General features: G+C 71.4%; 21 protein-coding genes and 2 pseudogenes. 14 read left to right on the top strand and 9 right to left on the bottom strand.

Annotated elements, in window-relative coordinates:
- Positions 1-102: 102 nt before the first annotated feature.
- The 3 genes from ABTX78_RS21535 to ABTX78_RS21545 all read right to left on the bottom strand — a co-directional run bounded on the left by ABTX78_RS21535 (position 103) and on the right by ABTX78_RS21545 (position 3636).
- On the bottom strand, positions 103-2463 hold the full coding sequence (locus ABTX78_RS21535) for a Tex family protein (protein ID WP_352208382.1): 2361 nt from the start codon (positions 2461-2463) through the stop codon (positions 103-105).
- Between the two features lie 82 nt (positions 2464-2545).
- The gene (locus ABTX78_RS21540; RefSeq protein ID WP_352208383.1) at positions 2546-2677 is read right to left on the bottom strand and encodes an LPFR motif small protein; all 132 of its coding nucleotides are present in this window, start codon (positions 2675-2677) and stop codon (positions 2546-2548) included.
- Between the two features lie 104 nt (positions 2678-2781).
- On the bottom strand, positions 2782-3636 hold the full coding sequence (locus ABTX78_RS21545; protein WP_352208384.1) for an SCO6745 family protein: 855 nt from the start codon (positions 3634-3636) through the stop codon (positions 2782-2784).
- A gap of 145 nt (positions 3637-3781) precedes the next feature.
- On the opposite strand from ABTX78_RS21545, the pseudogene ABTX78_RS21550 reads away from it, so the two are divergent.
- A pseudogene (locus tag ABTX78_RS21550) lies at positions 3782-4326 on the top strand (AraC family transcriptional regulator); the annotation flags it as partial.
- Between the two features lie 127 nt (positions 4327-4453).
- Positions 4454-5098 carry a DJ-1/PfpI family protein gene (locus ABTX78_RS21555; protein WP_352208385.1) on the top strand — a complete coding sequence of 215 codons (645 nt, stop codon included), beginning with the start codon at positions 4454-4456 and terminating at the stop codon, positions 5096-5098.
- Positions 5099-5182: 84 nt separating this feature from the next.
- On the opposite strand, the gene ABTX78_RS21560 is transcribed toward ABTX78_RS21555, so the two are convergent.
- On the bottom strand, positions 5183-5941 hold the full coding sequence (locus ABTX78_RS21560) for an enoyl-CoA hydratase/isomerase family protein (RefSeq protein ID WP_352208386.1): 759 nt from the start codon (positions 5939-5941) through the stop codon (positions 5183-5185).
- A gap of 280 nt (positions 5942-6221) precedes the next feature.
- Here ABTX78_RS21560 and ABTX78_RS21565 point away from each other — a divergent pair, with 280 nt between their 5' ends.
- Positions 6222-6719 (top strand): ATP-binding protein, encoded by a 498-nt coding sequence (locus ABTX78_RS21565; RefSeq protein ID WP_352208387.1) that lies wholly within the window; start codon positions 6222-6224, stop codon positions 6717-6719.
- A 70-nt stretch (positions 6720-6789) separates the two neighbouring features.
- Here ABTX78_RS21565 and idi read toward each other — a convergent pair whose 3' ends face one another.
- The 4 genes from idi to galE all read right to left on the bottom strand — a co-directional run bounded on the left by idi (position 6790) and on the right by galE (position 11015).
- Entirely contained in the window at positions 6790-7383 is a 594-nt protein-coding gene (gene idi / locus ABTX78_RS21570) for an isopentenyl-diphosphate Delta-isomerase (protein ID WP_352208388.1), read from the bottom strand.
- A 135-nt stretch (positions 7384-7518) separates the two neighbouring features.
- On the bottom strand, positions 7519-8760 hold the full coding sequence (locus ABTX78_RS21575) for a GNAT family N-acetyltransferase (RefSeq protein WP_352208412.1): 1242 nt from the start codon (positions 8758-8760) through the stop codon (positions 7519-7521).
- A gap of 188 nt (positions 8761-8948) precedes the next feature.
- The gene (locus ABTX78_RS21580) at positions 8949-9890 is read right to left on the bottom strand and encodes a cation diffusion facilitator family transporter (protein WP_352208389.1); all 942 of its coding nucleotides are present in this window, start codon (positions 9888-9890) and stop codon (positions 8949-8951) included.
- Positions 9891-10031: 141 nt separating this feature from the next.
- Positions 10032-11015 (bottom strand): UDP-glucose 4-epimerase GalE, encoded by a 984-nt coding sequence (gene galE, locus ABTX78_RS21585; protein ID WP_352208390.1) that lies wholly within the window; start codon positions 11013-11015, stop codon positions 10032-10034.
- Between the two features lie 258 nt (positions 11016-11273).
- Here galE and ABTX78_RS21590 point away from each other — a divergent pair, with 258 nt between their 5' ends.
- The 11 genes from ABTX78_RS21590 (at position 11274) to ABTX78_RS21640 (ending at position 23360) form a co-directional block, all read left to right on the top strand.
- On the top strand, positions 11274-13196 hold the full coding sequence (locus tag ABTX78_RS21590; RefSeq protein ID WP_502993924.1) for a DUF5941 domain-containing protein: 1923 nt from the start codon (positions 11274-11276) through the stop codon (positions 13194-13196).
- Positions 13193-13945, top strand: a complete 753-nt coding sequence (locus ABTX78_RS21595) for a phosphocholine cytidylyltransferase family protein (RefSeq protein WP_352208392.1) — start codon at positions 13193-13195, stop codon at positions 13943-13945. The genes ABTX78_RS21590 and ABTX78_RS21595 overlap by 4 nt, the downstream gene beginning before the upstream one ends.
- Positions 13933-14997 (top strand): iron-containing alcohol dehydrogenase family protein, encoded by a 1065-nt coding sequence (locus ABTX78_RS21600; protein ID WP_352208393.1) that lies wholly within the window; start codon positions 13933-13935, stop codon positions 14995-14997. The genes ABTX78_RS21595 and ABTX78_RS21600 overlap by 13 nt, the downstream gene beginning before the upstream one ends.
- Positions 14975-15754, top strand: a complete 780-nt coding sequence (locus tag ABTX78_RS21605) for a CDP-alcohol phosphatidyltransferase family protein (protein ID WP_352208394.1) — start codon at positions 14975-14977, stop codon at positions 15752-15754. Before ABTX78_RS21600 ends, ABTX78_RS21605 begins: the two co-directional genes overlap by 23 nt.
- A gap of 41 nt (positions 15755-15795) precedes the next feature.
- A complete protein-coding gene (locus ABTX78_RS21610) occupies positions 15796-16647 on the top strand; it encodes a glycosyltransferase family 2 protein (RefSeq protein WP_352208413.1) in 852 nt (283 codons plus the stop codon).
- Between the two features lie 99 nt (positions 16648-16746).
- A complete protein-coding gene (locus tag ABTX78_RS21615) occupies positions 16747-17676 on the top strand; it encodes an ABC transporter permease (protein WP_352208395.1) in 930 nt (309 codons plus the stop codon).
- The gene (locus ABTX78_RS21620) at positions 17669-18451 is read left to right on the top strand and encodes an ABC transporter ATP-binding protein (RefSeq protein WP_313942884.1); all 783 of its coding nucleotides are present in this window, start codon (positions 17669-17671) and stop codon (positions 18449-18451) included. The genes ABTX78_RS21615 and ABTX78_RS21620 overlap by 8 nt, the downstream gene beginning before the upstream one ends.
- A 458-nt stretch (positions 18452-18909) precedes the next feature.
- Entirely contained in the window at positions 18910-19842 is a 933-nt protein-coding gene (hpnC, locus tag ABTX78_RS21625; protein WP_352208396.1) for a squalene synthase HpnC, read from the top strand.
- 8 nt (positions 19843-19850) lie between these two features.
- Positions 19851-20783, top strand: a complete 933-nt coding sequence (gene hpnD / locus ABTX78_RS21630) for a presqualene diphosphate synthase HpnD (RefSeq protein ID WP_352208397.1) — start codon at positions 19851-19853, stop codon at positions 20781-20783.
- An 85-nt stretch (positions 20784-20868) separates the two neighbouring features.
- The gene (gene hpnE / locus ABTX78_RS21635) at positions 20869-22254 is read left to right on the top strand and encodes a hydroxysqualene dehydroxylase HpnE (protein WP_352208398.1); all 1386 of its coding nucleotides are present in this window, start codon (positions 20869-20871) and stop codon (positions 22252-22254) included.
- Between the two features lie 38 nt (positions 22255-22292).
- Positions 22293-23360 (top strand): polyprenyl synthetase family protein, encoded by a 1068-nt coding sequence (locus ABTX78_RS21640; RefSeq protein WP_352208414.1) that lies wholly within the window; start codon positions 22293-22295, stop codon positions 23358-23360.
- Between the two features lie 8 nt (positions 23361-23368).
- Here ABTX78_RS21640 and ABTX78_RS21645 read toward each other — a convergent pair.
- Positions 23369-23467: pseudogene (locus ABTX78_RS21645) on the bottom strand (hypothetical protein); the annotation flags it as partial.

Here is a 23467-nt window from a genome sequence, read left to right on the forward strand (position 1 = left end):
GCCGGAAGGTCGACCGGCCCCGGAGGCCAGCCCCTGTCCGGCACATGCGAAGGGGCCCCGCAGTCACCCTCCTGCGGGGCCCCTTCGGCGTGCTGAGGAGCGTCAGCGCCCCCGGCCCGGGTCCGTGAGACCCGCACGCCGCAGTGCGTCCGCCATCGCGCTGTTCGCCGGGGGAGGGGCCTGCCGGTCCCCGCCGCGGCCGCCGCCCTGCTGACGGCGCTGCTGGGGCGCACGCCCGCCGCGCTCACCGCGCTGCTGGCGCGGTCCGCCGGCCGGCGCCTTGGGGGCGGCCTCGTCCTCCAGCCTCAGGGTCAGCGAGATCCGCTTGCGCGGGATGTCGACGTCGAGCACCTTCACCTTCACCACGTCGCCGGGCTTGACCACGTCCCGCGGGTCCTTGACGAAGGTCTTCGACATGGCGGAGACATGGACGAGGCCGTCCTGGTGGACACCGATGTCGACGAACGCGCCGAACGCCGCCACGTTGGTCACCACGCCCTCGAGGATCATCCCCGACGTCAGGTCGCCGATCTTCTCGACACCGTCCTTGAAGGTGGCCGTCTTGAAGGCGGGCCGCGGGTCGCGCCCCGGCTTCTCCAGCTCTCGCAGGATGTCCGTCACCGTCGGCAGTCCGAACGTGTCGTCGACGAAGTCGGCCGGCCTCAGCGAGCGCAGCACCGGCGCGTTGCCGACCAGCGAGGCGACCTGCTCGCCCGCCGTCTTCACCATCCGGCGCACCACCGGATAGGCCTCCGGGTGCACGCTGGAGGCGTCGAGTGGATCGTCCCCGTCGCGGATCCGCAGGAAGCCCGCGCACTGCTCGTACGCCTTCGGGCCGAGCCGTGGGACGTCCTTGAGCGCCTTGCGGGAGCGGAAGGGGCCGTTGGCGTCGCGGTGGGCGACGATGTTCTCCGCGAGGCCCGCGCCGATGCCCGACACCCGGGAAAGCAGCGGTGTGGACGCGGTGTTGACGTCGACACCGACGCCGTTCACACAGTCCTCGACGACCGCGTCCAGCGAGCGTGAGAGCTTCACCTCGGACAGGTCGTGCTGGTACTGGCCGACGCCGATCGACTTGGGGTCGATCTTCACGAGCTCGGCCAGCGGGTCCTGGAGGCGGCGCGCGATAGACACCGCGCCACGCAGCGACACATCGAGGCCCGGCAGTTCCTGCGAGGCGAACGCGGATGCCGAGTACACGGAGGCGCCCGCCTCCGAGACCATCACCTTGGTGAGGTTCAGCTCCGGGTGCCTGGTGATCAGTTCGCCGGCGAGCTTGTCGGTCTCGCGGGAGGCCGTGCCGTTGCCGATGGCGACCAGGTCGACCGCGTGCTCCTCGGCGAGCCGTGCCAGCTTCGCGAGGGACTCGTCCCACTTGTTCGCGGGGACGTGCGGATAGATCGTGTCGGTGGCGACGACCTTGCCGGTCGCGTCGACCACGGCCACCTTCACACCCGTACGGAATCCCGGGTCCAGACCCAGCGTCGCGCGCGTACCGGCGGGGGCGGCCAGCAGGAGATCGCGCAGATTCGCGGCGAAGACCCGTACCGCCTCGTCCTCGGCGGCCGTGCGCAGCCGCAGCCGCAGATCGATCCCGAGGTGCACCAGGATCCGCGTCCGCCAGGCCCAGCGCACCGTGTCCGCCAGCCACTTGTCGGCCGGACGGCCGCGGTCGGCCACCCCGAAACGACGGGCGACCATGTTCTCGTAGGCGGACGGGCCGGGCTGCTCGGACGGCTCCTCCGGCTCCAGCGACAGGTCGAGAACGTCCTCCTTCTCGCCCCGGAACATCGCCAGCACCCGGTGCGAGGGGAGCGCGGTGAACGCCTCCGCGAAGTCGAAGTAGTCGGCGAACTTCGCGCCCGCCTCCTCCTTGCCGTTCCGCACCTTCGCCGCCAGCCGGCCGCGCGTCCACATCCGTTCACGCAGTTCGCCGATCAGATCGGCGTCCTCGGAGAACCGCTCGGTGAGGATCGACCGCGCACCCTCCAGCGCCGCGGCGGCGTCCGCCACGCCCTTGTCGGCGTCGACGAACGCGGCGGCGGCCGACAGCGGATCCACCGACGGGTCGCCCAGCAGCCCCTCGGCCAGCGGCTCCAGCCCGGCCTCGCGGGCGATCTGCGCCTTGGTGCGCCGCTTGGGCTTGAACGGCAGGTAGATGTCCTCCAGACGCGCCTTGGTGTCGGCGGCCCGGATCTGCGCTTCCAGCGCCTCGTCCAGCTTGCCCTGCTCGCGTACGGACTCCAGGACCGCGGTCCGGCGCTCCTCCAGCTCGCGCAGATAGCGCAGCCGCTCTTCGAGCGTGCGCAGCTGCGCGTCGTCGAGCAGCTCCGTCGCTTCCTTGCGGTAACGCGCGATGAACGGCACGGTCGAGCCGCCGTCGAGCAACTCCACGGCCGCTCTGACCTGCCGTTCCCGTACGCCGATTTCCTCGGCGATCCTGCCTTCGATGGACGTCGTCACGGTTCCCCGACTCGCCTTCTCGTGCTGGCAATGCTTGAGAGTGCATTGTGCCGGGTGGCCGGGGGCCGTGTCGCGCGCCGCCTCACACGCGGTGGGTGCGCCGTCCGCCGCCGGACGCACCGCCGAAGAGCTTGGCGAGCAGGCGGAAGGGCAGCGTGACCACCGTGGCGATGGCGGAGCCGACGGTACGAAGTGCGTCTGCGATGGCGCGCACGAGAACCTCCAGTGTCGATGACCTTGCACCGGTCGGGTTGCCGTGATGATCCCCGGCAAACGTCGTCAGCAGACGCGCACTGCCGGGGACGGGACCACCGGTCGTCAGCCGACGGCGTCCGACGGGAAGGCACCCGCCGACAGCGCCTGCGTCAGGAACCCGCGCGCGAGGTCGGTGAGCCGCTCGACGCCCTCGGCACCCAGATGTTCGTACGGGGCGCGGTCGATCCGGTCCGTGAGGTCCTCCAGCTCCGCCCTCAGCGCGGTGCCGGTTTCGGTCAGTTCACCCTCCGGGGAGAGCAGACCGCGCTCCCGCAGCCGGCCCTCGGCCGCCTCCCAGTCCGTCCGCCGCCAGCCGCGCGTCGCGAGGATCCAGCGCGGGGCCATGCCACGCCCTGTGGCGGTGTGGCTCACCAGCGCCTCCAGCGGGTCCAGCTCCATGGCCAGCAGAGCCGCGAGATGACCGTCGCCGCGGTGTTCGCGCAGCAGGGTCGCGGCGTGCCAGTACGCGAGATGCGGTTCGTCGGGGACGGGCAGATCGGCGTGCGCGGCGTACAGCGGCCGGGCGTGGCGCGTGCACGCCTCGGCGGCGCGCAGCGCCAGCTCGGCGGCCTCGGCCAGCTCCTTGGAGGCGATCGCCTCGGCGCCCAGCAGCCGCCGCATCGTGGTGTCCACGGCGCGCAGCCGCGCCTGCAGCACCTGCTCGGGCGACGCGCTCTCCCACACCGCCGGCAGGTGCCGGGCGACCAGTTCGTGGTTGAAGTTGTAGAAGGTCGCCGTCACGGCGCCGGGCCCGACCGGCCCCATGGCGGCGGCGCGGGCCGCGAAGTACGCGGCGCTGGAGTCCTCGATGCCGATGCCGGCCATCTCCGACGCCAGGTCGGGCGAGAAGTACACCGTCGAGTGCATGGGATTGAGGGCGTGGTGGCAGCGGCGTCCCGCGCGCGGCAAAGAGGTCATGGGCCCACGTTACCGACTGGTCGGTACGGCTGGGAGGGCGGGTACCCGTGCCGCCGCTCGGCCCGTCGGCCGGGCCCGGCGCCATGGCAGGAAAGGTGGGTTGTTCGTCATTGCGTACACCGGCCGCACGGCAAAGGATGAAGGCATGACCGACCGATCCGTGCTCGTCGTCCTCTTCGACTGTGACGGGCCCCGTGGAGGTCTTCACGGGCGCCGGCAGGGTGACCGGCGGCCGGGGCGGCTACCCGCTGCGGACGGCAGCGCTCCGCGCCGCGCCCGTACGGACGACCAGCGGACTGACCCTGGTCCCGGACACCACCCTCGCCGAGGCTCCGACGCCGCACACCCTGCTCGTCCCCGGCGGACAGGGCACCCGCCGTCCCGACCCGGCCCTGATCGCGTGGCTCCGTGAGAACGGCCCCCGGGCCGAGCGTCTCGTCTCCGTCTGCACCGGGGCGCTGCTGCTCGCCGAGGCCGGTCTGCTCGACGGCCGGCGGGCGGGCCACCACCCACTGGGCCGTCTGCGACCACTTCGCCCGCACCTATCCGCGGGTCGAGGTCGATCCGGACCCGGTCTACGTACGCGACGGACACATCGCGACCTCCGCCGGCGTCACGGCGGGCATCGACCTGACGCTCGCGCTCGTCGAGGAGGACCACGGCCGTGACATCGCGCTGACGGTCGCCCGCCCTGGCACCGGGCCCGCGGAGTACCGCCGCCGCTTCCGCGCCGCGGCGCCGCACACACAACCGCCTGCCGCCGCCCCCTGGCCTGCCGCCACACCCTGACCAGCCGCCGACTCCGGAAGGAAACCCGATGCAGATCGCCATTCTGCTCTTCGACCGCTTCACCTCGCTGGACGCCGTCGGCCCGTACGAACTCCTCGCCCGCGTCCCGGGTGCGGAGACGATCTTCGTCGCCCGGCAGGCCGGCCCGGTACGCAACGACCAGGGCTCGCTCGCCCTGGTCGCCGACCGGGCACTGACGGAGGTGACGACCCCCGACATCGTGCTGGTGCCCGGTGGTCCCGGCGCCCGCGAGGCGATGCGGGACGAGACGGTCCTCGCGTGGCTGCGCGCGGTGGACGCCACCAGCACGTGGACCACGTCCGTGTGCACCGGCTCGCTCGTGCTGGCCGGCGCGGGACTCCTGCGGGGCCGCCGGGCCACCTCGCACTGGCTCGCGCTGGAGGAACTCGTCCCGCTGGGCGCCGAACCGACCGGTGAACGGGTGGTGTTCGACGGGAAGTACGTCACCGCCGCGGGAGTCTCGTCCGGCATCGACATGGCGCTGCACCTGCTGGGCCGGATCGGCGGCGACGAACTCGCCCAGACGGTACAGCTGATGACCGAATACGATCCGCAGCCACCGTACGACGCCGGTTCACCCGACAAGGCCCCGGAGCGGATCGTCGCCCGGTGGCGACGCGGGGCCGAGGGTGTCCCGAGGGGGCAGAACTGACACCGACGGCATCGCGCGGCCCCGCCTCACACGGCCCCGCTCGGACGGCCCTGCCTGACACGGCCCCGCTCGGACGGTCCCGCCTCACACGGTCCAGGTGAAGCGCGGCGCGCGCCGCTCCAGGAAGGCGGCGATGCCCTCGGCCGTGTCGCCGCCGCCGAGCGTCTGCGCCTGCCAGTACGCGTCCCGGTCCGTGCGGCCCGTCGCGAACTCCTTGGCGGCGGCCTGAGTGAGCTGTGAACGCGTCGCCACGACCCGGGTGAACTCCGCCACCCGCTTGCCAAGGTCGCCGGGCGGCAGCACCTCGTCCACCAGCCCGGTGCGCAGCGCCCGTTCCGTGTCGATCAACTCGCCCGAGAACAACAGGTACTTGGCCGCGGAGGGTCCCACCAGGGACACCAGCCGGCGGGTGGAGGAGGACGGGTACACGATGCCGAGCTTCGCCGGGGTCACCCCGAACAGGGCGTCCGTCTCGGCGAACCGCAGATCGCAGGCTGCCGCCAGCTGGCAGCCGCCGCCCACGCAGTAGCCGCGCACGGCCGCGACGGTGGGCTTGGCGAACGCGGCGAGCGCATCCTCGGCCCGCACGGCGAGGTCCTGCGGGCTCTCACCGGGCTCCCGCAACGACGAGATGTCCGCGCCCGCGCAGAAGGTCGGGCCCTCGCCGGTCAGCACGAGAGCGCGGACGGACGCGTCGGCCTCCAGACGCCTGAGCAGCTCAGGCAGCGCCCGCCACATCGCGGCGGTCATGGCGTTGCGCTTGGCGGGATTGCTGATGACGACGGTGGCGACGCCGTCGGCGACGGTGTGCACCAGCCGCGGCCCCGGTTCCGACTGCTCCATGCGCGGATGCTATCCGCCGCGCCCATCGGGTGGTCGCGCAGGTGCGCCGGCTCCCCGCCGGGGTCGACCCGGCCGTGGTCCGAAGGAGATGTCCGATTCCGCCGGAGAAGAGACCAGGAGAAGATCAGGAACAGTCGCGCGCTTGACCCTGTCATACGCACCCGGTCAAAAGGCGTCGATAAGTGCTGACTTCTGTTCAGCGTCCCGGTCCGGACCAACTCACTGCCAACACTGATTACTCGATGGTCGGGAGCAGTCGAGCCGAGGGTGGTGCCGGACTATGGAGAGCCGCGGGAGCGTCCCGGCCCGGCCACTGTCGTACGAGGGCGTCTGGCGCTTCACCGCACCCGCGGTCGACGTGTCGGTCCCCCAAGCGCGACATGCCGTACGTGACCTGCTCAAACGTCAGGGCGTACCGGTCCGGGACGACCTCGTTCAGGGCCTGTTGCTGATCGTCTCCGAGCTGGTGACCAATGCCGTACGGCACGCGGCCCTGCTCTCACCCGAGATCGCCGTCGAGGTCGCCATCGGCACCGAGTGGATCCGGGTCTCGGTGGAGGACAACCACCCCTACCGCCCCAAGGCGCTGGTGACCGACTGGGGGCAGACCGGCGGCCGTGGACTGCTGCTTGTCCGGGAGATCACGCTGGAGGCCGGCGGCTCCTGCGACGTCGAGCACACTGCCGGCGGCGGAAAGATCATCTGGGCGGCACTGCCCCTGCGGCCGGACGCGCGGCCGGCAGCGGTGCAGCAGGACGCCGGCACCGCGCCGCTCTAGCTCCGGCACCGCGCCGCTCCGGCACCGCCCGGCGGGAATCCGCCCCGGCACCGTGCCGCCCGGGTGGTGGTCACCAGCCGCTGGACGGACCCGTGAGTTCCTTGATCGCCGGACGCGCCGCGTCGAGCACCGTCATGAACCACGCCGAGAACGTTCCCTCGGCATGCCGCTCCGCCAGTTCCTGCGGCGTCACGAACGCCGTCTCGCCGACCTCTTCCGGGTTCGGCCGCAGCGGAGCCTGCACCAGACCGACGAAGAGGTGGTTGTACTCCTGCTCCACCAGGCCCGAATCCGGGTCCGGGTGGTTGTAGCGGACCGTGCCCGCCTCGGCGAGCAGCGAGGGCGAGATGCCCAGCTCCTCGTGCGTCCGCCGGGCGGCGGCGGCGAACGGGGCCTCGCCCGGATAGGGGTGTCCGCAGCAGGTGTTCGACCAGACACCGGGGGAGTGGTACTTCCCCGCAGCGCGCCGCTGGAGCAGCAGCCGGCCGTGCTCGTCGAAGAGGAACACGGAGAACGCCCGGTGCAGCCGGCCGGGAGCCTGGTGGGCCGAGAGCTTCTCAGCGGTGCCGACGGTATTGCCGTCCTCGTCGACCAGTTCGAGCAGGATCGCTGGTGAGACGCCGTTCGGCATGCTGTTCGTGGCGGTGGCGGGTGAGGTCGGCATAACCATCCTTCGCGTCGGTCCTCGGCCCTCGGGGGCCTGCCCAGTCTGCCGTACAAAAGCGGCTTGTCCGCACTTCGGCAGTCCGGGCATGTCCGTCCCCGCCGCGCCGGCGTGCGGCGGGGACGGTTTCGTGCATCAGACGCCGAAAGCCTCCGGGTAGCGGATCGTGCCCCGCGGCACATCGGCGGAACCGTCGAGCGCAAGGGCCATCATGGCCTCATCCGGTACCTCGAAAGATGGCCGGATCCCGTACTGCGAAGCAGGTTCGAAACCGAACCGTGGATAGTAGTCCGGATGGCCGAGGACCAGGACCAATGGTTCCCCCTGCATCCGGGCCACATCGAGTACCGCACGCACGACGGCCTGGCCCGCTCCGCCGCGCTGGTGCTCCGGTGACACGGCGACCGGCGCCAGGGCCAGAGCCGGGGCGTCGCCGACATGGCAGCGGGTGAGCAGCGCGTACGCGGCGACCGAGCCGTCCGGCGCCTCGGCGACGTACGACATGCCCGGCACCCATGCCCCCGCGTCCCGCCGCAGGGCGTCCACGAGCCCCGCCTCCTGCGCGGTGGGGAAGGCGGACGCGTTGACCGCACGGACCGCCGGGACGTCGTCCGCCGTCTCCGGCCTGGTGCGCCACCGTGGATCGGCGGCCCGTAGCACGTAGCCGGTGTAGCCGTACTCCGTGCCCAGCTCGCGGCGTACGGCGATCTCCTCCCGGGTGGCGGCGAGCGCCTCCGTCATACCCGGAGCGGAGGGGTCGGCCGCGTCGGCGCGGACGCCGAGCGGCCCGTAGTACTCCTCCCAGTCACTCTCGGGCTGGTGGTGCACCCCGAGAACGTGGTAGCCCGCCGCGACGGCCGCGGCGATGTTCTCGCGGCCCGTGCGCAGCGGATAGTGCTGGTCCCAGAAGGCGCGGGCGTCGGCCGACGGGGTGCCGGTCGTCCACTCGCACTCGGTGACCACGAGCGCGCCGCCCGGAGCGAGCAGCCGCCGCCACCGCCGCAGGGCGGTGGCGAAACCGATGCTGTAGGCGGAGCTCTCGGCCCAGACGAGATCGAACGAGCCGTCGGGGAACGGGAGATCGGCCATGTCGGCCGCGACGGTGCTGATCGCGTCGCCGAGCCCGCGGGCTTCGGCGCTCTGCCGCAGCTCGTCGAGGAACGGCTGACGCAGATCGACCGCGGTCACCCGGGCGCCGGCCTCGGCGGCCAGCAGGAGGGCGGCGCGGCCGGGGCCGCAGCCGAGATCGAGCACCCGCGGAGTGGCGGGCAGCGGGCCGGCGAGCGCCGCGAGGGCGAGCAGCCGGCGAGTGGTGTCGTCAGAACCTGGACCCTGCCGCGGAAGACCGTGGTGCAGGGCGAAGAAGGCGTCGTGCATGACGTTGTCGGACAACGTGGAAACCCTTGCGTGTGTGCGGGTTCCGGCCGACGTATGAGATACGGGTCAGCCGGTGACCCGGAAGCCGAGGACGGACCGGGGGCTGCACACGGCAGCCGTCGCTGCGACGGTCATCAACTCAGCTCCTCTCAGGCGTCGCGCCACCCTAACAGCCCGGCGCACGGCCGTCAGTGGCACAGCCGGGCCTCGTGCTCGGCATGGCCGACGGGCTCCAGCTGGAAGGTGCAGTGCTCCACGTCGAAGTGGCCGCCGATGCACCCCTGGAGGTCGTGCAGCAGCTTCTCGTGGCCCACCGCGTCCAGCACCTCTGGGTCCACCACCACGTGCGCGGAGAGCACCGGCATCCCGGAGGTGATCGTCCAGGCGTGCAGGTCGTGCACGTCCTCCACGCCCGGCAGGCCGAGGATGTGCGTGCGTACCTCCGCCATGTCGACGCCCTTGGGCGCCGCCTCCAGCAGGACGTTCAGCGTCTCGCGGAGCAGTTTCACGGTGCGTGGCACGATCATGAGGCCGATCACCAGTGAAGCGATGGGGTCGGCGGCCTGCCAGCCGGTGATGAGGATGATCGACGCCGCCACCAGCACGGTGAGCGAACCGAGCGTGTCCGCCAGCACCTCCAGGTAGGCACCGCGGACGTTGAGGCTCTCCTTCTGGCCGCGCATCAGCAGCGAGAGGGAGACGGCGTTGGCGACCAGACCCACGAGGGCGAAGGCTATGGCGAGACCGCCCTTGGTCTCGGCCGGGGTGATGAACCGCTCCACCGCCTCGTAGAGCAGGAAGCCTCCCACGCCGAGGAGCAGCACACAGTTCGCGAGGGCCGCGAGTATCTCGGCCCGCGCGAAGCCGAAGGTGCGGTTGCCGCCGGCCGGCCGGTTGGCGAAGTGGATCGCCAGCAGCGCCATCGCGAGACCGACCGCGTCCGTCGCCATGTGGGCGGCGTCGGCGATCAGGGCGAGCGAGTCGGCCAGCACGCCGCCGACGATCTCCAGCAGCATCACGCCGAGCGTGATCGTCAGCGCGACGCGCAGCCGTCCCTTGTAGGCGGAGGCCGCGGTGCCGGTCGGCGGAGGCCCGCCGTGCCCATGCCCGTGGTCGTGCCCAGCCCCCATGAGAACGCCTCCGGTCGTTGGAAATCGTGCTGCCGAGACCTCAGTGAACTACGCCCGCGGGGTACCGGGCAACACGGCACTGAACACCGTTGTCATATCGCCTGACCTGCGGAAACGACCCGCAGGTCAGACGCGTGGAGATCACTTCGAACGGGCTGCCGGGTGCCGCAGGCACCAGCCCTCCCAGGCCGACTCCACCATCTCGCGCACCCCGCGCGAGGCGCTCCAGCCCAGTTCCTCCGCGATCAGGTCGACCGAGGCGACCGCCTTCGCCGCATCGCCCGCGCGCCGCGGCTCGATGACCGGTCCGGCGTCGTAACCGGTGACCTCGCCCACCAGATCGGCGAGCTCGCGCACCGAGACGCCGACCCCGCGGCCGATGTTGACCGTGAGATCACCGGCGCTCTGCTGCTCGGCCAGCCGGCGGGCCACGGTGAGATGGGCGTCGGCCAGGTCCGCGACATGGATGTAGTCGCGGACACAGGTGCCGTCCGGGGTCGGGTAGTCGTCGCCGAAGATGCGAGGTGCCTCACCGCGGGTGATCCGGTCGAAGAACATCGGAATGATGTTGAACACCCCGGTGTCGGCGAGTTCGGGGCGGGCCGCGCCGGCCACGTTGAAGTAGCGCAGACAGGCCGTCGAGATCGAGTGCGCCCGGCCCGTGGCCCGTACCAGCCACTCACCGGCCAGCTTCGTCTCGCCGTACGGATTGATCGGTACGCAGGGAGCCGACTCCGGGATCAGGTCCAGCTCGGGCACCCCGTACACGGCGGCCGACGACGAGAACAGGAACTGCCGCACACCGGCCTCGACGACCGCCTCCAGCAGCACGGTCAGCCCGTGCAGGTTCTCCCGGTAGTAGTGCAGCGGCTGCTCGACGGACTGCCCGACCTGCTTCTTCGCCGCGAGATGGACGACACCGGTGACATCGTGATCGGCGAAGGTACGGTCCAGCAGCTCGCGGTCCAGGACGGCCCCCCGCACGAGCTCGATCTCCTCGGGCAGCCGCTCGGTGACCCCCGACGAGACGTCGTCGAGCACGACGACCTTCTCGCCCGCCGCCGTCATGGCCAGCGCCACATGCGCGCCGATGTATCCCGCTCCACCTGTGATCAGCCAAGTCATGGCCGCCAGCTTAGGGTCTGCCGTTCGGGCCGGGCCGGACGGTTCCTGGGGCCCGCCCCGCGGTTTGTCGGGCGAGGCGGTGATCGACAATGATGAGGCCGCGGACCCTCCCGGGGGTTCCGCCGTGTCGAGCGGGGCGTAAACGGCCAGTGAACTCCGGCCTCAGCGCATCCGATAGCCTCTGCCGACGAGCCGCCGCCCGCACACCGGGCCGAGCCGCCGCGCATCCGCACCCTCGGTTCCAAGGAGTGAGTCCGTCTGTCGACCGCCATCCTCACCGGTCCGCCCGTACCCGGATCGTCGCTCGAGGGCGATCTGCGGTCACTGGGTTTCGACGTACGCGTCGCTCCGGGTGCCGCCGAGAGCGAGGCGCTCCTCGCCGCTGTCCCGGCCGCGGAGCGCGTCGCGCTGGTGGACGCGCGCTTCGTCGGCCACGTCCACTCCCTGCGCCTCGCCCTGACGGACCCCCGCTTCCCGGCGTCCGCGGTCCCCGGCGCGCTCACCGCGCAGCCCGAGGCGCGTGCGGCTCTCGCGAAGGCCTTCGCGGCCACCACGGCACCCGCGCCCGCGGCGGAGACGGCCGCCGGAGCCTCGGACCTGCCCGGTGACGCCGACGCTCCCGGCGCGGCACCGCAGAGCGCGGAGGTGACCCCGGCAGCGGAGGCGGCCGCGGCCGGCCCCCGAACCGCCCTGCGGGCACCCGACCTGCCCGGCCTGCTCGCCGACACCCTCGACTCCGCCGGCACCCTCGTCCACCGGCCCGAGCTCGGCTCGCTCGTCGCGACCGTGCCCGCCGATCCGCAGGCCCGCAACGAAGCCCGTCAGGCCGTCGCCGCCGTCGACGACGAAGAGGTACGGCTGCGGTCGGCCGTGAAGGCCCGGGACGGCTTCTTCACCACCTTCTGCATCAGCCCGTACTCGCGCTACATCGCCCGCTGGTGCGCGCGCCGGGGGCTGACCCCCAACCAGGTCACCACCGCATCCCTGATCACCGCTCTGATCGCGGCCGGTGCCGCGGCCACCGGCACCCGCGGCGGGTACATCGCGGCCGGCCTGCTGCTGCTCTTCTCCTTCGTCCTGGACTGCACGGACGGCCAGCTCGCCCGGTACTCGCTCCAGTACTCGACGATGGGCGCCTGGCTGGACGCCACCTTCGACCGCGCCAAGGAGTACGCCTACTACGCGGGCCTGGCGCTGGGCGCCGCCCGCAGCGGCGACGACGTATGGGCGCTGGCGCTGGGCGCGATGGTGCTGCAGACATGCCGCCATGTCGTGGACTTCTCCTTCAACGAGGCGAACCACGACGCCGAGTCCAACACCAGCCCGACCGCCGCACTCTCCGACAAGCTCGACAGCGTCGGCTGGACGGTGTGGGTGCGCCGCATGATCGTGCTGCCGATCGGTGAGCGGTGGGCCATGATCGCGGTCCTGACCGCGGTGACCACACCCCGGATCGTCTTCTACGCCCTTCTGATCGGCTGCGCCTTCGCCGCCTGCTACACCACGGCCGGCCGGCTGCTGCGCTCCCTCACCCGCAAGGCGCGCAGGACCGACCGCGCCGCGCAGGCGCTGGCGGACCTCGCCGACTCGGGACCGCTCGCGGAGGCGGTCGCGCGCGCGGGCCGCAGGTTCGTCGCCGGGCTCCCGGCGATGGCGCCGCCCGCCATCGCGTTCCTGGGCGGCGCGGGCCTGGTGGCCGCCGCCCTGTTCAGCGAGTACGGATCCATCTGGCCCGTGGTCGCGGCCGTGACGTATGTCATCACCTCCGGTCTCGCCGTCGCCCGCCCCCTCAAGGGCGCGCTCGACTGGCTCGTCCCGCCCGTGTTCAGGGCCGCCGAATACGGGGCGATCCTGGCACTCGCGGTGGCGGCGGACGTGAACGGAGCACTGCCGGCGGCCTACGGCCTGGTGGCCGCGGTCGCCTACCATCACTACGACACGGTGTACCGCATCCGCGGTGGCACGGGCGCGCCGCCGCACTGGCTGGTACGGGCGACCGGAGGACACGAGGGGCGGATCCTGCTCGTCGTGCTGCTGGCCGCCCTGGTCACCGACACCGACTTCACCCTCGCGCTGGCGGCCCTCGCTGTCGCCGTCGCACTCGTGGTCCTCGTGGAGAGCATCCGCTTCTGGGTGTCCTCCGCAGCACCCGCAGTTCATGACGAAGGAGAACCCGCATGATCGGCCTTGTTCTGGCAGCCGGTGCCGGACGGCGTCTACGCCCCTACACCGACACGCTTCCCAAGGCCCTCGTGCCGGTAGGCCCCGAACAGGACGGCGAGGCCACCACCGTCCTCGACATCGCCCTGAAGAACTTCGCGGAGATCGGGCTCACCGAGGTCGCCGTCGTCGTCGGCTACCGCAAGGAGGCCGTGTACGAGCGTCAGGCGGCCCTGGAGGCGAAGTACGGCCTGAAGCTCACCCTCGTCGACAACGACAAGGCCGAGGAGTGGAACAACGCGTACTCCCTGTGGTGCGCCCGTGACGTGCTGAAGAAGGGCGTCATCCTCGCCAACGGCGACACCGTCCACCCGGTCTCGGTCGAGCACTCCCTGCTCGCCGCCCGCGGCGAGGGCCGGAAGATCATCCTCGCCCTCGACACGGTCAAGCAGCTCGCCGACGAGGAGATGAAGGTCATCACGGACGGCGACCGGGCGGTGCAGCGCATCACCAAGCTGATGGACCCGGCCGCCGCGACCGGCGAGTACATCGGCGTCACCCTCATCGAGCCCGAGGCCGCCGAGGAGCTGGCCGACGCCCTGAAGACCACCTTCGAGCGCGACCCCGACCTCTACTACGAGGACGGCTACCAGGAGCTCGTCAACCGTGGCTTCCGGATCGACGTGGCTCCCATCGGCGACGTCCCGTGGGTCGAGATCGACAACCACGACGACCTCGCGAAGGGCCGTGAGATCGCGTGCCTGTACTGACCCGGCTCATCCCGTCCCCGGTCGTCGTCGACATCCGCGCGGGAGCCCTCGACGACCTGGCGGGCCTCCTGGCCGACCAGCGGATCTCCGGATCCGGCAACCTGGCGATCGCCATCAGCGGCGGCTCCGGCCAGACCCTGCGCGAGCGGCTGGCGCCGGTACTCCCGGGTGCCGACTGGTACGAGGTCTGCGACGGCACGATCGACTCGGCCGTGCAGCTCGCCGACGACATCAAGGGCAAGCGGCGCTACGACGCCGTGGTCGGCCTCGGCGGCGGCAAGATCATCGACGTGGCGAAGTACGCCGCGGCGCGGGTCGGACTGCCGATGGTCGCCGTGGCGACGAACCTCGCGCACGACGGACTGTGCTCACCCGTCTCGACGCTCGACAACGACAACGGACGCGGCTCGTACGGCGTCCCCACGCCGATCGCCGTGGTCATCGACCTCGACGTGGTCCGCGGGGCCCCGGTCCGCTACATCCGCTCCGGCATCGGCGACGCCATCTCGAACATCTCCTGCGTCGCCGACTGGGAGCTGTCCCACAAGGTGACCGGCGAGTCCATCGACGGCCTGGCGGCCGCCATGGCCCGGCAGGCCGGCGAAGCGGTCCTGCGGCACCCCGGCGGCATCGGCGACGACGCCTTCCTCACGGTCCTCGCCGAAGGTCTCGTCCTGACCGGCATCTCCATGTCGGTCGCCGGCGACAGCCGCCCCGCGTCGGGCGCCTGCCACGAGATCAACCACGCCTTCGATCTGCTCTACCCGCGCCGTTCCGCTCCGCACGGCGAGCAGGTCGGCCTGGGAGCCGCCTTCGCCATGCACCTGCGCGGCGCCCACGACGAGGCCGGACTCTTCGCGACCGTGCTGCGCAGACACGGGCTGCCCGTGCTCCCGGAGGACCTCGGCTTCACCGCCGACGAGTTCGTCCGAGCCGTGGAGTACGCGCCGCAGACCCGTCCGGGCCGTTTCACCATCCTCGAGCACCTTGACCTCACCACCGATCAGATCAGGGACGCGTACGCCGACTATGCCAAGACCATCCGTAGCTGAACTCCGCCCGGTCGTTCACCCGGCGGGAGTGAAGGACCGGCGCAGCGGAGAGCACTGGGGCGGACGCCTGTACATGCGCGAGATCTCGCTGCGCATCACCCGCCTCCTGGTCACCACGAAGATCACGCCGAACCAACTGACGTACGTGATGACCATCTGCGGCGTGCTCGCCGCCCCGGCGCTGCTGGTGCCGGGCATCTGGGGCGCCGTTCTCGGCGTCGTCGCGGTCCAGCTCTACCTGCTGCTGGACTGTGTCGACGGTGAGGTCGCCCGCTGGAAGAAGCAGTTCTCGCTCTCCGGGGTCTACCTGGACCGTGTCGGCGCCTATCTGTGCGACGCGGCGGTTCTCGTCGGTCTCGGCCTGCGCGCCGCCGACCTGTGGGGCCCGGGGCCGATCGACTGGCTCTGGGCGTTCCTCGGCACCCTCGCCGCACTCGGTGCGATCCTGATCAAGGCCGAGACCGACCTGGTCGGCGTCGCGCGCCACCAGGGCGGACTGCCGCCGGTCAAGGACGCCGCGGCCGAGCCGCGCTCCTCCGGGATGGCTCTCGCCCGCCGGGCCGCCGGGGCGCTCAAGTTCCACCGGCTGGTCCTCGGTATCGAGGCGTCGCTGCTCATCCTGGCGCTCGCCGTGGCGGACCAGATCCGGGGCGACCTGTTCTTCACCCGCCTCGGAGTCGCCGTCCTCGCCGGTATCGCGCTGCTCCAGACGCTGCTGCACCTGGTGTCCGTCCTCGCGTCCAGCAGGCTGAGGTGAGTGCCGTGAAGCCGCTGAAGGTCGGTGCCGTCATCATCACCATGGGCAACCGCCCGGACGACCTGCGCGCGCTCCTCGACTCGGTCGCCAAGCAGGACGGCGACCCGATCGAGACGGTGGTCGTCGGCAACGGGGCCCCGGTGACGGGCGTCGAGGACTTCCCGTTCGTGCGGACCGTGGATCTGCCCGAGAACCTGGGCATCCCCGGCGGCCGCAACGTCGGCATCGAGGCCTTCGGGCCGTCCGGCTCCACCGTCGACGTCCTGCTCTTCCTCGACGACGACGGTCTGCTGCCGGGCACCGACACCGCGGAGCTGGTGCGCCAGGCCTTCGCCGACGATCCGAAGCTGGGCATCGTCAGCTTCCGCATCGCCGACCCGGAGACCGGCCTCACCCAGCGCCGCCACGTCCCCCGGCTGCGCGCCTCCGACCCGATGCGCTCCTCGCGGGTGACGACCTTCCTGGGCGGCGCCAACGCCGTGCGTACGCAGGTCCTCGCCGAGGTCGGCGCCCTGCCCGACGAGTTCTTCTACGCCCACGAGGAGACGGATCTCGCCTGGCGTGCCCTCGACGCGGGCTGGGCCATCGACTACCGCGCGGACATGGTGCTCTTCCACCCGACCATGCCCCCGTCGCGGCACGCGGTCTATCACCGCATGGTGGCCCGTAACCGGGTCTGGCTCGCCCGCCGGAATCTGCCCGCCCCGCTGGTGCCGCTCTATCTCGGTGTCTGGGTGCTGCTCACCCTCGTCCGGCGCCCTTCGGTGTCCGCCCTCAAGGCATGGGTGGGCGGCTTCAGGGAGGGCTGGCGGACCCCCTGCGGTCCCCGCCGGCCCATGAAGTGGCGTACGGTATGGCGGCTCACCCGACTGGGCCGACCTCCTGTCATCTGACAAGCTCGGTCCTGAGAGCATCGGGCGTGTCCGGGTACCCGGCGCGTCCGACGCCGCGCCCCCATCTGCCGCGCATCTTGAAGACGAAAGTTTCAACTTGTGAGTGACACAACCCACGACGGTGCGATCACGATGACCGCCCCGCCATCCGCCGACCAGGGTCTTTCCGCGGCGGATCTCGCCGCCAAGTACGGCCTGTCGGTCAGCGGTGCCCGGCCCGGGATGGCCGAGTACATCAGGCAGCTGTGGGGCCGACGCCACTTCATCCTGGCCTTCTCGCAGGCCAAGCTGACGGCCCAGTACAGCCAGGCGAAGCTCGGCCAGCTGTGGCAGGTCGTGACGCCCTTGCTGAACGCGATGGTCTACTACCTGATCTTCGGGGTCATCCTGGGGACCAGGGAGGGGATCTCCAACGAGGTCTTCATCCCGTTCCTGGTCACCGGCGTCTTCGTCTTCACCTTCACCCAGAGCTCGGTGATGGCGGGTGTCCGGGCGATCTCCGGCAACCTCGGTCTGGTCCGCGCCCTGCACTTCCCCCGGGCGTCCCTGCCGATCTCCTTCGCGCTCCAGCAGCTCCAGCAGCTGCTCTTCTCGATGATCGTGCTGCTCGTGATCGCGGTCGGCTTCGGCAGCTACCCGAGTCTGTCCTGGCTGCTGGTCATCCCGGCGCTGGCTCTGCAGTTCGTCTTCAACACCGGCCTGGCGCTCGTCATGGCCAGGCTCGGCAGCAAGACGCCCGACCTCGCCCAGCTGATGCCCTTCATCATGCGGACGTGGATGTACGCCTCGGGCGTCATGTACTCCATCCCGATCATGCTGGCCGACAAGCCGGCCTGGATCTCGGACGTCCTCCAGCTGAACCCCGCGGCGGTCTACATGGACCTCATCCGCTTCGGTCTGATCGACGGCTACGGCTCGGAGAACCTGCCGCCGCACGTCTGGATGTGGGCCGTGGGCTGGGCGGTCCTCTTCGGCATCTGTGGATTCGTGTACTTCTGGAAGGCTGAAGAACGGTACGGCCGTGGCTGACAAGAACCTGGGGCGCGTCCCCACAGTGATCGCCGACGACGTGCACATCGTGTACCGCGTGCACGGCAGCTCCGGCGGCAAGGGCAGCGCCACCGCCGCCCTGAACAGGATCATCAAGCGTGACAAGGGCGAGTCCCGGGGTGTGCGCAAGGTGCACGCCGTACGGGGTGTCTCCTTCACCGCGTACCGCGGCGAGGCGATCGGCCTGATCGGCACCAACGGTTCCGGCAAGTCCACCCTGCTGCGGGCCATTGCCGGTCTGCTCCCCACCGAGCACGGCAAGGTCTACACCGACGGCCAGCCCTCGCTGCTCGGGGTGAACGCCGCGCTGATGGGCGACCTCACCGGTGAGCGCAACGTCATCCTCGGTGGCCTGGCCATGGGCATGTCGCGTGAGGAGGTCCGCGAGCGCTACCAGGACATCGTCGACTTCTCCGGGATCAACGAGAAGGGCGACTTCATCACCCTGCCGATGCGTACCTACTCCTCGGGCATGGGCGCACGGCTCCGGTTCGCCATCGCGGCGGCCAAGGACCACGATGTCCTGATGATCGACGAGGCGCTGGCGACGGGCGACCGCAAGTTCCAGATCCGCTCCGAGCAGCGCATCCGGGAGCTGCGGGAGCACGCGGGCACGGTGTTCCTGGTCAGCCACAGCCTCGGCTCCATCAGGGACACCTGCGACCGGGTCCTGTGGCTGGAAAAGGGCGAGCTGCTGATGGACGGTCCCACCGCGGAGGTCCTCAAGGCGTACGAGAAGGAGACCGGCCGCTAGATCGCCTTGCGGACCGGTCCGCGAAAAGGCTCCCGCCCTGGCATCCGGGCGGGGGCCTTTCTGCGTCCTGTCAGTCGACGCGTCAGGCGACGGGTCACCGGACGGGCCCGCGTGCGGGCGGGACCCGACAGCCGTCGCCCGAACGTCAAGGGCGAGTCAATTCCTGTCCGGGCAGGGATGGTTGACCGCGATTGGAGTGTTCTTGTAATGCGCGCAACACCCCGGCGTATCACTGGGCGTTGTACAACGTAAGCTGTACCGGTGCTGAATCACGGCAAGTGGGGCGATACGCCCTCGGTATCGCCCCCGACGGGCGGGACCCCGCAGACGGCACGACGGGCGGCGTGTCCGAAATAGGATGGATTGGATCGGCAGTGTAGAACGGGAGATGTGACGGCAATGATCGAAAATCTCCAGCTCCTCGAGGCTTTCGCCGTCCCCTCGCCGGGCAGCCACGTATGACCGGCATCCGGCAGACACGCGTGGCGACCTCGGATGATTCCGCACGTGCCACCCTCGAGAAGGCCGCGGACGAGAACTTTCCCGTGGCCCCCTTCTTCCTGCCGCGCGCCTGGCGCGACGATCTGATGGCCGTGTACGGCTTCGCCCGTCTGGTCGACGACATCGGCGACGGCGACCTCGCCCCGGGCGGCGCGGACGCCCGCCATCTGGGCGTGGACCCGGCCGACGCCGACGACCGTCTCGTGATGCTGGACGCCTTCGAGGCCGATCTGCGGCGCGTCTTCACCCCCGACGCTGACGACACGCCGCACCACCCGCTGCTGCGGGGGCTGCTCCCCACCGTGCACCGCTGTTCTCTCGACCCCGAGCCCTTTGCCGGACTGATCGCGGCGAACCGTCAGGACCAACTGGTCCGGCGCTACAAGACGTACGACGAACTCCTCGCCTACTGCGAGCTGTCCGCCAACCCCGTCGGCCGCCTCGTGCTCCGAATCACCGGCACCGCCAGTCCCGAGCGGGTGCGCCGGTCCGACGCCGTGTGCACCGCGCTCCAGATCGTCGAGCACCTCCAGGACGTGACCGAGGACCTCGCGCGCGACCGGATCTATCTGCCCGCCGACGACATGCAGCGGTTCGGGGTGACGGAGGCCGACCTGGCCGCGCCGGCCGGCAGCGCGGCGGTGCGTGCCCTGATCGCCTACGAGAGCGAACGCGCCGGCCGGCTACTGGACGAAGGCACCCCGCTGGTGGGCAGCGTCCACGGCCGGCTGCGGCTGCTGCTCGCCGGCTTCGTGGGCGGCGGGCGCGCTGCCCTCGCCGCGATCGCGGCCGCCGGTCACGACGTCCTGCCGGGACCGCCCAGACCTGCCAGGACAAGGCTGCTGCGCGAAGTCGGAGCAGTCCTGCGAAGAGCGCGTAGAGAGGGGTGAGCGGGACGATGGAGGGACCGACCGACGTGTCGCCACCGGTGCTGGCCGCGTACAGCTACTGCGAGGCCGTCACCGGACAGCAGGCGCGCAACTTCGCCTACGGGATCAGGCTGCTGCCGACCGACAAGCGGCAGGCCATGTCCGCGCTGTACGCGTTCTCCCGTCGTGTCGACGACATCGGCGACGGCACGCTCGCGCCCGAGGCCAAGCGTGACCGCCTCGAAGTGACGCGGGCCCTGCTGGACCGCGTCAGGCAGGGGGCGATCGCCGAGGACGACACCGACCCGGTCGCCGTCGCCCTCGCGGACGCGGCACAGCGCTTCCCGATCCCGCTCGACGGGCTCGACGAGCTCATCGACGGCGTCCAGATGGACGTCCGCGGCGAGGCCTACGAGACCTGGGACGACCTCAAGGTCTATTGCCGCTGCGTGGCGGGCGCGATCGGACGGCTCTCCCTCGGCGTGTTCGGCACCCAGCCCGGCGCACGCGCAGCCGAACGCGCTCCCGAGTACGCCGATACGCTGGGTCTCGCCCTCCAACTCACGAACGTCCTGAGGGACGTTCGTGAGGACGCGGCCAACGGGCGCACCTACCTGCCCGCCGACGACCTCGCCAAGTTCGGCTGTTCCGCCGGATTCCACTCCGCGACCCCGCCCGCCGGCTCCGACTTCGCGGGCCTCGTCCACTTCGAAGTACGGCGTGCCCGCACCCTCTTCGCCGAGGGCTATCGGCTGCTGCCCATGCTCGACCGGCGCAGCGGCGCCTGTGTCGCCGCCATGGCCGGCATCTACCGCCGGCTGCTCGGCCGCATCGAACGCGACCCCGAGGCGGTGCTCCGCGGCCGTGTCTCACTGCCCGGCCGTGAGAAGGCGTTCGTGGCGGTGCGCGGTCTGTCGGGGCTCGACGCCCGGCACATCACCCGTCAGAGAGGGCGCGCCTGATGCCACGGCCCGACACGCACAACCGGCGGGCAACCGTCCGCACCGGTCCGGCGTCCCTGACGGCGACGGCCCGAGGGGAGGTCGCATGACGGACGAGGACATGCGTTCCCGGCACGCGGTGGTGATCGGCGGAGGACTGGCCGGAATCACCGCGGCGCTTCAGCTCGCCGACGCGGGCGTAGGCGTCACTCTCGTCGAAGGCCGCCCACGACTGGGCGGCCTCGCCTTCTCCTTCCAGCGCGGCGCCCTGACCGTCGACAACGGCCAGCACGTCTATCTGCGCTGCTGCACCGCCTACCGCTGGTTCCTCGATCGCGTCGACGGCGCCGCGCTGGCTCCGCTCCAGGACCGGCTGGACGTCCCCGTCCTGGACGTGGCCGCAGCCGGCGGGCCCCGGCTCGGCCGGCTGCGCCGCACGGCGTTGCCCGTGCCGCTGCACCTCGCTGCCGGTCTCGCCACCTACCCGCATCTCTCGCTCGCCGAGCGGGCGAGCGTCGGACGCGCAGCGCTTGCGCTCGCCCGGCTCGACCCGGCCGATCCCGCGCTGGACGGCATCGACTTCGCGACCTGGCTCGGGCGGCACGGTCAGTCGCGGCGCACCATCGAGGCGCTCTGGGACCTGGTGGGAGTCGCGACGCTGAACGCCACCGCGCCGAACGCCTCCATGGGGCTCGCCGCGATGGTCTTCAAGACCGGGCTGCTCTCCGAGCCGGGCGCCGCGGACATCGGCTGGGCCCGGGTGCCGCTCGGCGACCTGCACGACACCCTCGCCCGCAAGGCCCTCGACTCCGCCGGCGTCCGCACCGAGCTGTCGAACCGGGTACGCGCCGTCTCCCGCGCGGAGCACGGCCGGTGGCACGTGGACATCGCCGGCGAGCGGCTGGAGGCCGATACCGTCGTCCTCGCCGTGGCGCAGCGCGAGGCCCACGCCCTGCTGCCCGAGGGCGCCGTCGAGGACCGCGACCGGCTGCTCGACATCGGTACCGCGCCGATCCTCAACATCCACGTCGTGTACGACCGCAAGGTGCTGCGCCGGCCGTTCTTCTCCGCGCTGGGCACCCCGGTGCAGTGGGTGTTCGACCGTACCGAGGCATCGGGACTGACGGAAGGTCAGTACCTGGCGCTCTCCCAATCGGCCGCCCAGGACGAGATCGACACCCCTGTCGCCGAACTGCGCGCACGCTATCTGCCGGAGCTGGAGCGGCTGTTGCCCGCGGCCCGCGGTGCGCAGGTGCGCGACTTCTTCGTCACCCGTGAGCGCACGGCGACCTTCGCACCGTCCCCGGGCGTCGGCAGGCTGCGCCCCGGTGCCCGAACCCGTGCGCCGGGGCTGTACCTTGCGGGCGCGTGGACCGCCACCGGCTGGCCCGCGACCATGGAGGGTGCCGTGCGCAGCGGCTTCAGCGCCGCCGGCGCCGCCCTCTCCGCTCTCGGCCGCTCCCATGAACATCCGCTCAAGGAGGCGGCGTGAGCATCAGTACTGGAACAAGAGGAGAGACCGTGCCGACAGTGCCTTCGGCGAACCCGGCTGACGACACCGCAGCGGAGGTGGACATCGTCGCGCTGCTGGAGCGCGGGCGGACCATGTCGACGCCGGTGCTGCGTGCGGCCGTGGACCGGCTCGCACCGCCCATGGACACCGTCGCCGCGTACCACTTCGGCTGGATCGACGCCGAGGGCCGGCCTTCGGACGGTGACGGCGGCAAAGCCGTACGCCCCGCGCTCGCCCTGCTGTCCGCCGAGGCGGCCGGAGCGTCGCCCGAGACCGGCATCCCCGGTGCGGTCGCCGTCGAGCTGGTGCACAACTTCTCGCTGCTGCACGACGACCTGATGGACGGCGACGAGCAGCGCCGTCACCGCGACACCGTGTGGAAGGTGCACGGCCCGGCCCAGGCGATCCTCGTCGGGGACGCGCTGTTCGCCCTGGCCAACGAGGTCCTGCTGGAGCTCGGCACGGTCGATGCCGGCCGGGCGACCCGGCGGCTGACCACCGCGACCCGCAAGCTGATCGACGGACAGGCCCAGGACATCTCCTACGAGCACCGCGAGCGGGTCACCGTCGAGGAGTGCCTGGAGATGGAGGGCAACAAGACCGGGGCGCTGCTCGCCTGCGCCGTCTCCATCGGCGCCGTGCTCGGCGGGGCGGACGACCGCACCGCCGACACACTGGAGGCGTACGGCTACCACCTCGGACTCGCCTTCCAGGCCGTGGACGATCTGCTGGGCATCTGGGGCGACCCGGACGCCACCGGCAAGCAGACCTGGAGCGATCTGCGCCAGCGCAAGAAGTCCCTGCCGGTCGTCGCCGCGCTCGCCGCCGGCGGACCGGCCTCGCAGCGCCTCGGGGAGCTGCTCGCGGCCGACGCCAAGAGCAACGACTTCGACAGCTTCTCCGAGGAGGAGTTCGCCACCCGGGCAGCCCTCATCGAGGAGGCCGGCGGCCGTGAGTGGACCTCTCAGGAGGCCCGCAGGCAGCACGCGATCGCCGTCGGCGCCCTGAACGGCGTCGAGATGCCCGCGCACGTCCGGGCGCAGCTCGTCGCGCTCGCCGACTTCGTCGTCGTCAGGAAGAGATGATCGCTATCGCCCGCACCATATGAATCGCAGTCGCCCTTGCGCCGGCCGATGACCTGCTCCTGCTTCTTCAGCGTCAGCTGCTCCCAGTCGTCGAGGAGCATCCGGAT

It is taken from the genome of Streptomyces sp. NPDC096193, from assembly GCF_040302905.1.
Lineage (GTDB): Bacteria > Actinomycetota > Actinomycetes > Streptomycetales > Streptomycetaceae > Streptomyces.

Coding starts and splice junctions, on each gene's coding strand:
- ABTX78_RS21610 (WP_352208413.1), top strand. CDS start 15,796: ATGGGCAACCGCCCGGACGACCTGCGCGCGCTCCTCGACTCGGTCGCC.
- ABTX78_RS21580 (WP_352208389.1), bottom strand. CDS start 9,890: ATGGGGGCTGGGCACGACCACGGGCATGGGCACGGCGGGCCTCCGCCG.
- idi (WP_352208388.1), bottom strand. CDS start 7,383: ATGCCGACCTCACCCGCCACCGCCACGAACAGCATGCCGAACGGCGTC.
- ABTX78_RS21555 (WP_352208385.1), top strand. CDS start 4,454: ATGCAGATCGCCATTCTGCTCTTCGACCGCTTCACCTCGCTGGACGCC.
- hpnD (WP_352208397.1), top strand. CDS start 19,851: ATGGAGGGACCGACCGACGTGTCGCCACCGGTGCTGGCCGCGTACAGC.
- ABTX78_RS21575 (WP_352208412.1), bottom strand. CDS start 8,760: ATGCACGACGCCTTCTTCGCCCTGCACCACGGTCTTCCGCGGCAGGGT.
- hpnE (WP_352208398.1), top strand. CDS start 20,869: ATGACGGACGAGGACATGCGTTCCCGGCACGCGGTGGTGATCGGCGGA.
- hpnC (WP_352208396.1), top strand. CDS start 18,910: ATGACCGGCATCCGGCAGACACGCGTGGCGACCTCGGATGATTCCGCA.
- galE (WP_352208390.1), bottom strand. CDS start 11,015: ATGACTTGGCTGATCACAGGTGGAGCGGGATACATCGGCGCGCATGTG.
- ABTX78_RS21605 (WP_352208394.1), top strand. CDS start 14,975: ATGCCAAGACCATCCGTAGCTGAACTCCGCCCGGTCGTTCACCCGGCG.
- ABTX78_RS21560 (WP_352208386.1), bottom strand. CDS start 5,941: ATGGAGCAGTCGGAACCGGGGCCGCGGCTGGTGCACACCGTCGCCGAC.
- ABTX78_RS21565 (WP_352208387.1), top strand. CDS start 6,222: ATGGAGAGCCGCGGGAGCGTCCCGGCCCGGCCACTGTCGTACGAGGGC.
- ABTX78_RS21595 (WP_352208392.1), top strand. CDS start 13,193: ATGATCGGCCTTGTTCTGGCAGCCGGTGCCGGACGGCGTCTACGCCCC.
- ABTX78_RS21545 (WP_352208384.1), bottom strand. CDS start 3,636: ATGACCTCTTTGCCGCGCGCGGGACGCCGCTGCCACCACGCCCTCAAT.